The 13,499-nt window shown below is 53.0% G+C and carries 13 protein-coding genes; 6 read left to right on the forward strand and 7 right to left on the reverse strand.

Annotation, left to right across the window (positions count from 1 at the left end; all coding sequences use genetic code 11):
- Position 1: 1 nt before the first annotated feature.
- The 6 genes from CVU69_04025 to CVU69_04050 all read left to right on the forward strand — a co-directional run bounded on the left by CVU69_04025 (position 2) and on the right by CVU69_04050 (position 5,411).
- A complete protein-coding gene (locus CVU69_04025; protein ID PKN13175.1) occupies positions 2-1,714 on the forward strand; it encodes a 30S ribosomal protein S1 in 1,713 nt (570 codons plus the stop codon).
- 52 nt (positions 1,715-1,766) lie between these two features.
- Positions 1,767-2,639, forward strand: coding sequence for a signal peptide peptidase SppA (sppA, locus tag CVU69_04030; protein ID PKN13176.1), 873 nt, complete (start codon positions 1,767-1,769; stop codon positions 2,637-2,639).
- A 23-nt stretch (positions 2,640-2,662) separates the two neighbouring features.
- Complete coding sequence (locus CVU69_04035; GenBank protein PKN13177.1) at positions 2,663-2,953, forward strand: integration host factor subunit beta; 291 nt, start codon at positions 2,663-2,665, stop codon at positions 2,951-2,953.
- 69 nt (positions 2,954-3,022) lie between these two features.
- On the forward strand, positions 3,023-3,979 hold the full coding sequence (locus CVU69_04040) for an RluA family pseudouridine synthase (protein ID PKN13178.1): 957 nt from the start codon (positions 3,023-3,025) through the stop codon (positions 3,977-3,979).
- 23 nt (positions 3,980-4,002) lie between these two features.
- Positions 4,003-4,785, forward strand: coding sequence for a prolipoprotein diacylglyceryl transferase (locus tag CVU69_04045; protein ID PKN13208.1), 783 nt, complete (start codon positions 4,003-4,005; stop codon positions 4,783-4,785).
- A complete protein-coding gene (locus CVU69_04050; GenBank protein PKN13179.1) occupies positions 4,779-5,411 on the forward strand; it encodes an HAD family hydrolase in 633 nt (210 codons plus the stop codon). Before CVU69_04045 ends, CVU69_04050 begins: the two co-directional genes overlap by 7 nt.
- Here the strand turns inward: CVU69_04050 and CVU69_04055 are convergent.
- The 7 genes from CVU69_04055 to CVU69_04085 all read right to left on the reverse strand — a co-directional run bounded on the left by CVU69_04055 (position 5,405) and on the right by CVU69_04085 (position 13,497).
- A complete protein-coding gene (locus CVU69_04055; GenBank protein PKN13180.1) occupies positions 5,405-5,836 on the reverse strand; it encodes an anti-sigma factor in 432 nt (143 codons plus the stop codon). The two genes, CVU69_04050 and CVU69_04055, sit on opposite strands and share 7 nt — an antisense overlap.
- 16 nt (positions 5,837-5,852) lie before the next feature.
- Positions 5,853-6,203, reverse strand: a complete 351-nt coding sequence (locus CVU69_04060) for an anti-anti-sigma factor (protein PKN13181.1) — start codon at positions 6,201-6,203, stop codon at positions 5,853-5,855.
- Between the two features lie 76 nt (positions 6,204-6,279).
- Positions 6,280-9,480, reverse strand: a complete 3,201-nt coding sequence (locus CVU69_04065) for a stage II sporulation protein E (protein PKN13182.1) — start codon at positions 9,478-9,480, stop codon at positions 6,280-6,282.
- Between the two features lie 3 nt (positions 9,481-9,483).
- Complete coding sequence (locus CVU69_04070) at positions 9,484-9,714, reverse strand: hypothetical protein (GenBank protein ID PKN13183.1); 231 nt, start codon at positions 9,712-9,714, stop codon at positions 9,484-9,486.
- Positions 9,715-9,782: 68 nt separating this feature from the next.
- Positions 9,783-10,538 (reverse strand): hydrogenase, encoded by a 756-nt coding sequence (locus CVU69_04075; protein PKN13184.1) that lies wholly within the window; start codon positions 10,536-10,538, stop codon positions 9,783-9,785.
- An 11-nt stretch (positions 10,539-10,549) separates the two neighbouring features.
- Positions 10,550-12,076 carry a hydrogenase gene (locus CVU69_04080; protein PKN13209.1) on the reverse strand — a complete coding sequence of 509 codons (1,527 nt, stop codon included), beginning with the start codon at positions 12,074-12,076 and terminating at the stop codon, positions 10,550-10,552.
- Positions 12,076-13,497: a hydrogenase gene (locus CVU69_04085; GenBank protein PKN13210.1), complete on the reverse strand. Its 1,422-nt coding sequence runs from the start codon at positions 13,495-13,497 to the stop codon at positions 12,076-12,078. Before CVU69_04085 ends, CVU69_04080 begins: the two co-directional genes overlap by 1 nt.
- Positions 13,498-13,499: the final 2 nt, after the last annotated feature.

Here is a 13,499-nt window from a genome sequence, read left to right on the forward strand (position 1 = left end):
CATGTCGGTAAAAGAACAAAACAATCAAGATTTCAATGATGAAACAGGCTACGACGAATCAGAAATGAGCTTCGAAGACCTCTTCGAAAGCAGTCTTCAGCAGTTGGTTGTTGGAGAAGTCGTTCGCGGCACCGTTGTTCAGGTCAATCCTGATTCGGTGGTTGTCGATGTTGGCTACAAATCAGAAGGTGTCATTCCTCTCAGCGAGTTCGTCGATGAAGTCAAGGTCGGCGACATTATCGATGTGCTCCTTGAGCGCACCGAAAATGAAAACGGTCTGGTCAGCCTTTCCAAAGAGAAGGCCGATCGTCAGCGGATCTGGAATGCTCTTGAAGAAGGTGCTGTCATTGATGGTCGCATCATCTCCCGGATCAAGGGTGGCCTTGCCGTCGATATCGGCGTAACTGCCTTCCTCCCCGGTTCACAGGTCGACATCCGTCCGGTACGCAATCTCGACAAGATGCTCGGCGAGACCTACAAATTCAAAATTATCAAGCTGAACAAGCGGCGCGGCAATATTGTCCTTTCGCGGCGGGTTCTCCTTGAGGATGAGCGTGACAGCCATCGCGCTGATACGCTTGGCGCCTTGAATGAAGGTGATGTACTCGAAGGTACGGTCAAAAATTTGACCGATTACGGGGCATTCATCGATCTCGGCGGCATTGATGGCCTTCTTCATGTCACTGACATGTCCTGGGGACGGGTCAACCATCCTTCCGATGTCATCGCTGTCGGCGAGAAGATCAACGTCAAAGTTCTTAAGTTTGACCGTGAAAAACAGCGCGTTTCTCTCGGCCTCAAACAGGTCGTTCCTGATCCCTGGCTGGTCGTTGCCGAAAAGTACCCGGTCGGTTTGCGGGTCAACGGCAAAGTTGTCAGCTTGACTGATTACGGCGCGTTTGTCGAACTCGAGCAAGGTGTTGAAGGCTTGATTCATGTCTCGGAAATGAGCTGGACCAAGCGCGTTAAACATCCGAATAAAATCCTCACTGTTGGCGATGAAGTCGAGTCGGTCGTCCTTGCAGTCGATACCAGCAGTCGGAGAATCTCCCTCGGTCTCAAGCAGATTGAAGCCAATCCCTGGGATCTAATCGGCGAGAAGTTCCCGATCGGGACAATCATCGAAGGTCAAGTCAAGAATATTACCGATTTTGGTATCTTTGTCGGTGTCGATGAAGGCATTGACGGGCTTGTCCATATCTCGGATCTTTCCTGGGTGAAGCGGGTCAAACATCCGTCGGAACTCTATAAAAAGGGAGATACCGTTCGCGCGGTTGTTCTCAATATTGACCGTGAAAACGAACGTTTCTCTCTCGGGATCAAGCAGTTCTCGCAGGATCCCTGGCTCTCGATTCCCAAGCGTTTCGCACCGGGCACCATTATTCGCGGCAAGGTCACTTCGGTCACGGATTTCGGGATCTTTCTTGAAGTTGAAGAGGGAATTGAAGGTTTGATTCATGTCTCTGAAATCAGCAAAGAGAAGATCGATTCTCCCAAGTCTGTTGCTCAGGTCGGCGATGATCTTGAAGCCGTCGTCTTGAGTGTCGACACTGTCGATCGCAAGATCGCTCTCTCGATGAAACATTTGGCGGATCGCAAGGAAAAAGCCGATGTGGCATCGTTCCTTGGCTCTGATCGCAATGCGACTTCGAGTTTTGGTGATCTTCTTCAAGGTGCTCTGCGCGATAAAGCCAACAGCGAAACTCCTGAATAAATGTGAGAATGAACTACCGGGCTTCCACTGAAGCCCGGTAGTTTGAAAGACTATGAAAAAAAATCCGCTGGTGATGGCACTCTTAATCGTTGGTGCCATTTTTCTTTTTTTTGTGATCCTCGCACTCTTCTTGAGTCCCCAATCCGGACGCAGTGCCCGTTTTTCTTTAGGCACCAAAGTTGGAGTCATAGAAATAAGCGGCGTCATTACTTCTGCTTCGGAAATTATTGAAGATCTGCGTGATTTCGAGGATGACTCGGCAATCAAGGCAATTGTGCTGCGCATCGATTCTCCCGGTGGTTCTGTTGCTCCTTCGCAAGAAATTCATGATGCTATCAAAAAAACTGCTGCGATAAAGCCGGTTGTCGTCTCTATGGGATCGGTTGCAGCATCGGGCGGTTATTACATTGCGGTCGCCGCTCAGCAGATTGTCGCTAATCCCGGAACAATGACGGGGAGCATAGGCGTCATTATGGAGTTTGCCAACTACGAGGAACTCCTGAAAAAAATCGGCTGGCAAAATATCGTTGTCAAGAGCGGGCGCTTCAAGGATATTGGTTCTCCTAATCGACCCATGTCTGCTGCTGATCAGCAACTTTTGCAAGCGATGATCGATGATGTGCAGTCGCAGTTTGTCGATGCCGTTGCACAAGGGCGGAACTTGAGCCTGGAAGAAGTAAAAAAAGTCGCAGACGGTCGGATTATGACCGGTCGACAAGCCCTCGCAGCTGGGCTGGTCGATAAACTTGGCGGCTTAGAGTCAGCGATCGATCTTGCCGCCGACCTCGCCGGTATTGTTGAACCTGAAGTGATTTATCCGCTGGAACCTCCCCGGAAACTGATCGATTACATCATGCAAGGCACAGCAGATCACCTCTTCAAGATTATGCAGCAGCAGAGTCAGTTGAAATTAAATTTTTTATAACGCATGTTACAGGAGCCGTAGTCATGACCAAGAGCGAACTTATTGAACAGCTTTCTATCAATAACGAGCAGTTGAACAAGCGCGAATCCGAGCTGATTATCAATACAATTTTTGACAGTATCGGTGGGGAACTTGTCCAGGGGGGCCGTGTTGAAATCCGTGGATTCGGTTCATTTACCATCCGCTCCCGCGATGCCCGAGAAGCACGAAATCCCAAGAGTGGCGATGTTGTCATGATTGCAGAGAAAAAGACCCCTTTTTTCAAGACCGGCAAAGAGTTGCGCGAACGGGTGAACAACGGAAAAACAGCTTGATTGTTTTAGCTTCTATTTATCAGGAAAGGCTCCGGCGTATGGCGGAGCCTTTCTTGCGTAAGGCCTCTTATGAACAGCACTGACGCCTTTAGCCCATCATCAAAGCGGATCCACTGGAATTTCACTGTCCCTGCTGACGATGCCGGGTTGCGCCTTGACCTGGCATTGCCTCGACAATGTGCCGGACTGTCACGGACACAGGCGCGAAAAATTATTGATATCGGCGGCGTTCATATCTCGGGCCGACGGGTCCGAAGTTGTTCGCGAACTGTCAAGGATGGGGATGAGATTGCTGTTTATTGCGATGGTCTGTCCCTTACTCCTTATACTATCAGCGCTGACGCAATCCTTTATCGCGATGCTGATATCATTGTCCTGAATAAACCGGCAGGGATAGAGACACAGCCGACACCGGCCCGCTATCAGGGGACACTTTACGCGGCGCTGGCCGAATTCCTTGCTGACCCCTTTCGCCCTCAGCTGCAACCTTCCATCGGCATGGTGCAGCGGCTTGATCGCGACACCTCTGGTGTGATTCTTTTTTCAATCAGCCCCCGTGCCCATAAACCTTTAACGACAGCCATCACGACCCATGCGTTGCATAAAACCTACTATGCTCTTGTTGCAGGGGTTGTTCCTCCCGGCGAACATGAGATAAAATCTTTACTCGCGCGCAGTCATCGCGACAATTGCGTCCGATCCATCCCCAGGGGAGGGAAAGAGGCTGTAACTCAATATCGCCGCATTGCCGCTTCCGAAATCTGTACACTTGTAGAAGTCACACCGATTACCGGCCGCATGCATCAGATTCGGGTCCATCTCTCTGAAGCCGGCTTCCCTCTCCTTGGTGACACACGATACGGTGGCCCGCAACAGTTTGGTGACATGGCGATTCCCCGTCACATGCTCCATGCGCAAAGCCTCGATTTTTTTCATCCGATCACCCGGCAACCCCTGCAGCTTTTAGCTCCATTGGCGGCTGACTTTCAACTGCTGGTCAACCATTACCATTTATCTGTCTGTTAAGTGGTAATAATAGAGGTTTTATGTTGAACGCACCGCAGATCGATCCGATATTATTTCATCTTGGCCCCCTTGCTGTCCGCTGGTACGGCTTGATGTATCTACTCGGTTTTGTCGCGGCCTTCTTTATCATCAGCCGCCTCGCGCCCCGCCGAAACCTCGCTCTGGATCAAGATGCTGTTTCTGATCTCCTTTTTTATATCGTCCTCGGGGTGATTCTCGGAGGGCGTTTTGGTTATGTTCTCTTCTATAATTTTTCCTATTTTATTGATCATCCCCTTCAGGTTTTTGCCGTATGGCAGGGCGGTATGAGCTTTCACGGTGGATTGGCCGGGGTCGTCATTGCGACCTTGATCTACTCCCGTCGTCATGCCATTGCCATCCTCCCCCTCGCCGATATCCTCGCTATTGCCGCGACCATCGGACTCGGTCTGGGTCGGATCGGCAACTTTATTAATGGTGAACTTTGGGGACGCGTTACCACTTTACCTTGGGGAGTTGTCTTTCCGGCCGCGGGGCCGCAGCCGCGTCATCCGAGTCAGCTTTATGAAGCGATGCTCGAAGGGCCGATTATCTTCCTTCTCCTTTACTGGCTCTTTTCCCGCAAGGTCAGAAGTGGCATGGTCTTCTTCTTCTTCTTGATTTTTTATGGAACTGGTCGGTTTATTATCGAATTTTTTCGGGAGCCGGATCAGCAGATCGGTTTTCTCTGGGGCGGAGCAACGATGGGACAGATACTGTGTTTGGCGATGATTCTTTTAGGGAGCGGCGGTCTCTTCTGTTTAAAGAGTCGGGGGGATAAATGCTGAGTCCGAAAGGGATTGTTTTTGATTGTGACGGCGTTCTTTTTGAAAGTAAAAGTGCGAATCTGGCTTATTATAATGAGGTTCTCGGTGCTTTTGACGTCACTCCCGTCACTCTCGAGCAACATGAGCGTGCCCATATCTGTCATACTGCCGCCACGCCCCAGGTTTTTGCCGCCCTCCTTGGGCCCGAACGGGCCGCCCTTGCTCTGCAGATGGTGGTCAAGCTTGACTATAAAAAGTTTATTCCCTACATGACTCCCGAGCCGCAGATGCAGGAAGTCATTGCCACCCTTGCCGAGCGCTACCCTCTGGCAGTGGCGACTAATCGTGGAACAAGCATGGCGGAGATCCTGTTGCACTTTGATCTCGCTGCTTACTTTAAAGTAGTGATCACCAGTCGGGATGTTCCCCGTCCCAAACCTTTTCCCGACATGCTGCACCTTGCCGCCCGGCGTCTCGGCATCGCCGAAAAGGAGTTGCTCTTTGTCGGCGACTCAGAGCTCGATGCTGCAGCCGCAGCTGCGGCGGGGATGCCGTTTATTGCTTATCGAAATATTCAAGGGGTCGCACCGGTCATCAATTCACACCGGGAGATTTTTTCGCTGTTAAATCAGGAAGGATTTCAGTGAAAGGTTTTGACCATCTCGAGAACGTGTTTACCGTTCATCCGCTTATAGGTCACACTATCCATCAATGAACGAATAATAAAGATCCCGCGACCGCGTTCACTGAGATCATCCGGTGTACAGGGAGCTGCCAATGCCTGATTGGCAGCATCGAAGCCGTGTCCTTCATCATAAATTTTAATGATAATGCGATTTCCTTCCACGCTCAGAGTGATTTCAATACTCCGCGTCGGATCTCCCTTATTGGCGTGAAAGATGACATTCGCCATCGCTTCGGTCAAAACGGTATTCAATTCATAACCGAGCACCTCACGATTAACCGCAGAACGGGTCAAGGTGTGCGCCAGGTCTTCGCCGATCTTGCCAATCAGCCCGAGATAGCAGGTTTCATTCGGAACCTTGATGTTGATGTGAATCTTTTCAATCATCGCCGCAATCCCGGATTTAAGGAGTAACATCCTTCAAGTTGGCCAATGCCTCATCGCTTGTTGGGTAAATATCGAAGACCCGATGCAAACGCGTCAACTCGAACATTGATTTAACCTGTGGCTGCATAGAGCAAAGGAGCAGCACACCATTACGGGCGCTGGCGTTCTTGAAGCCTGAAACCAGAACACCAAGTCCGGAAGAATCGATAAAACGAACTTCGTTGAGATCAATGATGAGGTTGGTTTTATCTGCGTCAAACTGTTGCAGAATTGCAGTTTTCAGTTCGGGACTGTTGTGGGCATCGAGGCGTGCTTCCTGTACGGAAATCACTACGGCCTGAGGATATTCGGTGATATTAAGTTGCATATTGGTCTCCATTTCCAGTTAAATTAGCCACGACTCTATCATAACGGTCAAGGTCGGTCACTGAACTTTCATCGTTTTACAGGATTTTCATCAAAACAATCGTCACATCGTCCCGAAATGAACGGGTTCCGGTAAAGAGCCGTGCCTGTTCCATGATCCGGTCGATAATTTCTACGGTTGGCAATAAGTGGTATTCCCGCAACAATTCTTCCAGACGCTCCTCGCCAAAAAAGTCTCCGGTACGGTTCTCCGCTTCCGTCAATCCATCGGTAAAAAGGATCAGGAGATCGCCACTGGACATCTCGGTCTCTTTCTCTTCATAAATAACATCAGGTTTAACGCCCAGGATCAAACCATTGACATCGAGGTGATCACAGCGACCGGTTTCGGCTCGCCAGATCATCGGATTATTGTGGCCGGCACTTGCATAGCGAAGCTTCTGATTGATGGCATCATAGCTGGCGTAAAAAAGAGTAATAAACATTTCGGCGCGATCAAGGTCCGTAAGAATAAAGGCATTGACGGCACGAATAATCTGTGCCGGGCCCTGCAGTGACTCCGCTTTGGCACGGATAAAGGCGCGCGTTTCAGCTATCAGGAGGGCCGCGCCGATACTGTGTCCGGAGACATCGGCAATGACCAGATCGATCCTTTCCAGGTCACGATGCAGATAGTCGTAATAATCACCACCGATCTGATTGGTCGGAACGCAAAGTCCATGCAATTCGATCCCCTCGATATCCGGGGCTTGATCCGGGAGAAGGTCATGCTGGATATGCTTGGCAATCTCAAGTTCCTTCTCCTGTTCCTTGACAGAGATCATTTCTTCCGTCAGGCAACTGTTACGCCAGGCAATCCCGATCTGATTGGCAACACTGCTCAATAATTCAATGAATTCATCAGTAAAGAGACCTTTAACTGAAGTTGAATAAGCGGACATAACGCCGATTGTATCTCCTTCTGCAATAATTGGCATATGCAACAGGGCCTTAATCCCTAATTTTTCAAAGGTATGGTGCGTACTGGCAAGATCGTTGATAAAATTAGCATTCCCCTGCACAAATGTATCTTTCAGCAAGGGATCGTGAAGAATTCTGCCAATATCAAAGTCGGTATTTTCATCGAGGGGCATTTTTGCCCGGATCTGCAGATCGTCGGTGCTTTCTTCGTAAAGCCATATAACACAAAGATCGATGCGAAACTGATGACTGATGAGAGACAGGATCTCATCGAGGGTCGATTTCAGACTGGTCCCGCTGCCGACCTGTCGTGCAACGTCATAAAGGACGGCCAACTGTTCCCGACTTGAGGTGCGACTCAAGGTCACCGAACCGAAAACATTAAAAATCTCCTCCATATGACTGCCGCGCGTCGCCAGATAATTTTCGACTATAATCTTGGCCGGTGCCGCCCCGACACTCCCGGCCAAAGTTAATTCCGTGAAGTTTTTCAGGGCAGGGAGGTGCTCGTCGCTTAATTTCCCGCTGGCCTCAATCTCCTGGTGACCGAGATAATCGGCAATAGCCGCTTCTGCCTGTTTTTTACCGATAAACTTCCCGATCAATTCGACAAACTCAATAATCGTCGGCGCCTTGACCATACGGGTCAATTGCGCCGGACGATGCGCCGGTACAAAAACATCGACAAAACGCTGCGCTTGCTCCCGCTCTTCCTGGCTGCTTTGTGTCAAGAGCGAAATCGTCAGAAAAGATCCGAAGTTGAAGAAAAAGGACCAAAAAAGAGCATGGCTCCACACATCCAGACCGGTGAGGCCAAAGAGTGCAAGCGGACGCAACAGGCTAATCTGAAAGGGACCATCGATGACGATACTGGCAGGGAGGAGTCCGGCACTTGCGAAAGCCGGGACGAGAAGGGTGTAGGTCCAGATCGAAAAACCGAGGAGTAAACCGATCATGACCCCGAAATGGTTAGCGCGTTTCCAGTATAAAGCACCGATCATCGCCGGCACAAATTGCGTGACCGCAACAAAGGAAATCAAGCCGATATCGACCAGCGAAGTCGTATCGGCCATGGTGCGATGATAAAGATAACCGAGCCCCAGGACGAGAAGAATGCCGATACGTTTGAGATTGATCAATAGCCCGGAGAAATCTCTTTCATTATTGTGATTAAAGCGTAACAGCACCGGGACAAAGAGATGATTGAGAAGCATCGTCGCCATGGTCATTGACTCAACTATGATCATCCCCGCGGCCGCAGAAAAACCGCCGATATAAACTAGAAGGGCCAGCCATTTTTGGCCATTTTGCAGGGGCAGTTGTAAGACAAAGAAATCTGCAGCAACTGTATTCCCCTGATTGAAGAGGAGTCCCGCCATGGCGATAGGGGTGGCAAAAAGGGTGATGAGGAACATATAAGCCGGGAATTTCCACATCGCCTGACGAATATGATCTTCATTGTTATTTTCGATAACCAGCATGTGAAACTGGCGGGGGAGGAGCATGACTGCGGCCATGGAGATAAAGGTCAGGGAAAACCAGGTTGAATAAGAGGTAGAGCCTTTTTTCCCCAGGAGAAAAGCATCCTTAACCTGCGGAAAGCGGCTGGTCGCCTGGGTAAAGATATCGCTGAATCCGTCAAAGAGAAAGTAGGTAACGTAGATTCCGACGACAAGCAGCGCCACCAGTTTGACAATCGATTCCAGGGCGATCGTTGCCACCATGCCGTCATGGCTTTCGCTGGAGTCGAGAGTGCGGGCACCGAAAAGGATGGCAAAGAGACCAAGAACTATAGAAAAGACGAAGGCGGTATCGATAAAGGCAGGAAGAGCGCTGTAGTGCTCGGCCAGTATGTGCACCCCGCTGATGTCAGCGGTGGTGATAATGTCGAAAGTGCGGGCGACCGCCTTCAGTTGCAGTGCAATATACGGTGTGATGCCGATCAGGGCAAAGAGCGTCACCAGCGCCCCGAGGCTGACCGATTTTCCGTAACGACTGGAAATAAAATCGGCAATACTGACGATTTTGTTGGCTTTACTGATGCGCACCATCTTGCGCACTGTGAACCACCAGCAAAAAGCAACGAGGGTCGGTCCAAGGTAGATCGGCAGGAAATCGAGTCCGGAGGTCGCTGCCCGGCCGACGCTGCCGTAATAGGTCCAGGAGGTGAGAAAGACCGCGAGTGAAAGCGTATAGACCGTGCTGTTATTGACAATACCCTTGCCGGCACGTTGGCGCTTTTGCGCGTAGAGCGCGACCGCAAAGAGCAGACCGACATAAAGGAGCGTCAGAGAAATAACAAGGCCGGCAGAGAGCATCAGCTACCCCTTTTCCTTGTTGTGATTATGGTCATTGGAGTGATATCGGGAAAAAATAAAGATGACGAAGATCGAGAGTGGCCAACCGACTAAAAAATAGAGGAGGAGAAGGGGGATGCCGGCAATAAGGATAGGCTTGTCAAAAATCTGTACAAAGGGGTAGTTAATCAGGATGATCCCGAGAAAGAAAAAGAGCCGCCAGGCTTCGCGCAGAAAAAGGCTGTCAGGTTTCATAGATTCCACCTCTTTAGAATGACAAATTGAATTATAAGCAAAGATAGGGCGGCTGTCGACAGGAAGATTTATAACCGTCCCAACATCCGTAGTAAACCGTCCAGAACCGTATAAGGATGGGGTGGGCATCCGGGGATGTAAAGGTCGACGGAGAGGATATCCCCGATCCCGTTATGGACTTCCGGACTGTTGGCGAAGGGGCCGCCGCTGATGGCACAGGCGCCGGAGGCGATGACAATCTTCGGTTCCGGGACGGCGGCGTAGGTGTCGAGGAGGGCGCTGCGCATATTCTCTGTGACCGGACCGGTGACGAGGAGACCGTCGGCATGGCGAGGGGAAGCGACGAACTGAATACCGAAACGGCCGAGATCGAAGACGAGGGTGCCGAGGACATTGATGTCGGCTTCGCAGGCGTTGCAGCCCCCGGCCGAGACCTGGCGCAGCTTCAGGGAGCGACCAAAGAACCGCAGCATTTTGGCGTGGAGGGCCGTTGCCAGTTGCGCTTCCTTCTCCCCCGTCCACAGGTCCTGGCGTTGATTGGCGGCGAGACGGTGATCGGTGCTGAAGGACAAAGCGCCGTTCGGGCAGGCGGTTGCACACTCCGGGCATAAGAGACAGCGTCCGAGGTCGATCTGCAGGGTGTTGTCGCGCAGGGCGAGGGCGCCAAAGGGACAGCGCGCAAGGCAGTCATGACAACCTGGCGGGCACTTTTCCTGATCAATAATCGGCCGTCCCCGGAATTGTGCCGGGAGCGTCGGCGCTTGCTGCGGGTATTTACCGGTGCGATGTCCTTGGCGGATGCGCTCGCGAATGATGCTCAGCATGTCATGACTCCTTACAGATCAAAGCCGCAATAAGACAGGTTAAAGCTCTTGTTGCACAAGGGAAAGTCGGAAATCTGTTGTTCGCGTAGCGCCATCGCCAGACCGCTCCAGTTATGGAAGGAGGGGTCGATAATTTTGTAGCGATCGAATTTCCCGGCAGCATCGGTAATCCCCACCTGTACCAACTCCCCCCGCCAGCCTTCGACCATCGCCACCGCCAGAGTATCCGCCGCCAGGGGCGGAAGTTCGCGTCGCAGCTCTCCACGGGGGAGATCCCGCAAACTTTGTTTGAGCCAATGCAGCGATTTGTAGATTTCACGGCGGCGGATATTGGCGCGGGCAAAGACATCGCCGCTATCCTCGATCACGCAGTGGTCGTAGGTCGAGATATAGCCGCCGTAGGGGTAATGCAGCCGCACATCCCGGGTCAGACCGCAGGCCCGCGCTGCAACTCCAACCATTCCCAGAGCCTCTGCGTCATCGATACTCAGGGTGCCGATCCGTTCCATGCGCGCCAGAGCAGAGGGGGCATCAAAGAAGAGTTCGATGGCGCCGCGCGTCTCTTTTTCAATCACCAGCAAGCGGTGCAGCATGCGCGCGGCGAGTTCATCATCAAGAGCAAAGCCGACCCCGCCAGGACGTATCAACCCGCGGCTGAAACGACTGCCGCAAATTTCCGCCGTGAGGTTGAGGTAATCGCCGCGCAGCCGTCCGCAGAACGAAGCAGTTGGTAAGAAACCGACATCGCCGGCCAGGGCGCCGATATCGCCGACATGGTTGGACAAACGTTCGAGTTCGAGGGCGATCGCCCGGATCGCCTCGGCGCGAGGGGAGGGTGCAATCCCCGCCAGCGCTTCGAGAACCATACTGTAAGCACTGGCGTGCCCGGCAGTGGTATCGCCGGCGACGGTTTCGAGTTGATAGATCGACGCCGGATGCGGTCCGCCCAACAGGAGTTGCTCGATGCCGCGATGCTGATAGCCGAGGGAGATCTCCAGATGCATGACGTTTTCGCCGTGGCACTGAAAACGGAAGTGCCCCGGCTCAATCACTCCAGCATGGACCGGACCGACGGCAACTTCATGGACTTCCTCCCCTTCGACCCGATAATAATCCATCTCCCCCGGCAGCGGTCTTTCCTCTCCGCGATTCCAGGCGTCGCTGCCAGCACGCCAACGTCGATGGAAACGGACCGGTTTGAACCAGGGATGGCCGGTCGGGATGACCCCGTAGGCTTCGGCAATCTCCCGCTCAAAGAGATGGAGTTGCGGGCAGTGCGGGGTGAGGGAGGGGAAGCTGCGGCCGACTGTGCAGCGCAGAATCAGCAGTTCCCCTTCCCAGCAGCGGGCGATGATGGCAAAGAGTTCGAGATCATCCCCTTCCGGCTGCGGTCTCGCAAAGTAGGCAACAATCCGCCCACCCTTCTTGCACAATTCGAGACAGAGTTCACTAAAGCGTTCATAAGCCAGGAGGGGCAAGGCGGTCAGGGCAATAGATCCGGGATTTTTAGTGATCTTGCCAAATTCTTGCGGAGTCATCATTGCACCTCCAACAGGACGACAGCCTCTTCCAGTAAACGGCGCAGCGCCGGCGGGAGATAAAGTCCGAGCAGCAGAACCAGGAGGAGCAGGAGGAGAGGGGGCGCCACCAGCAGAAAAGTATCCTTGAATTCCGAGTCGGCGGTGGCGTCCGGCGTCCCCTGCACCATCCCCAGCACTGTCGATCCCATACCGATAAAGACGATCGCCAAAAGGAGGAGGAAGGCTCCGGCCAGCCAGTAGTGACCGCCGGCAAAGATGCCACGCAGTATTGTAAACTCACTGATAAACGGCCCGAAGGGAGGAGAGCCGGTGACTGCAAAAAATCCGGCGAGAAAGATCGTCCCCGAGATCGGCAGACGCCGCATGGAGCCGTGAATATCGGTGATCTTTTTGCTGGCAAAGGCGCGATGGATGTTGCCGACCGAAAGGAACATGCACCCCTTGGTCAGGGCATTGTTGACCAGATGCAGCAGGGCGCCGAAGGTGGCGAGGCCGCCGATGCCGATGCCTATGGCAAGGATCCCCATATGCTCGACACTCGAATAAGCGAGCATCCGCTTTACATCGTTCTGGCGCACCATGAAGATGGCGGCGATGAGGAGAGAGAGGACGCCGAGGGCGAGGAGTTGCTGCCGGGCCAGGTCTCCGAGACCGGCAGCATTCATCAGCTGTACGGCGCGCAGGATGGCGAGGAAGGAGATGCTCGTCAACCCGCCGGCAAGGAGAGCGCCGATCATCCCCGGCGCTTCGCCGTATGCGTCCGGTTTCCAGCTGTGCAGCGGCGCCAGTCCCATCTTGGTGCCGAATCCGACGAGGAGGAAGACAAAGCCGGCCCGCAGCCAGGCCGTCGAAAGGGCTGAGCTTTCGGCCAGGAGGTGGTCAAATTGCAGAGTCACCTCGACCCCTCCAAGGAGCGCCGCATAAGCAAGAAAGAGCATGCCGAGGAGGGCGAGGGCAATGCCGACGGAGCAGATCAGGAGATACTTCCAGGTGGCTTCGATCGATAAGCGATTGCGGTTGTAGTAGATCAGCGGGGCGCTGGCGATCGTCGTCGCCTCAACCGCCATCCACAGGAGCCCGAGGTGACGGGCCGCCGTTGCCAGGGTCATGGCCGACAGAAAGATCAGCAGGCAGGCGACGATGGTGCGGGTTCCTCGACCGCTGCGCAGTTGCAGATAGCTGACAGCATAAATCGAACAGGCAAAGTAGAGGGTCGAGGTCACCAGCAGCACAAGGAGCGACAAGGCATCGAGACCAATCCAGAGATTACCGGTGGGGGGATGCCAGGCGATGATCGCCACGCCGCCGAGGTGCAGGGTGCCGGCCAGGGGGAGGAGCCGGCAGCGCCATCGTTCTGACGGTAGAAATAGAGCCAGGGCGCCGAACAACAGAGGGAAGAAGATCAGAAAAAGGAGCATCA

It is taken from the genome of Deltaproteobacteria bacterium HGW-Deltaproteobacteria-4, from assembly GCA_002841765.1.
Lineage (GTDB): Bacteria > Desulfobacterota > Desulfuromonadia > Desulfuromonadales > UBA2197 > UBA2197.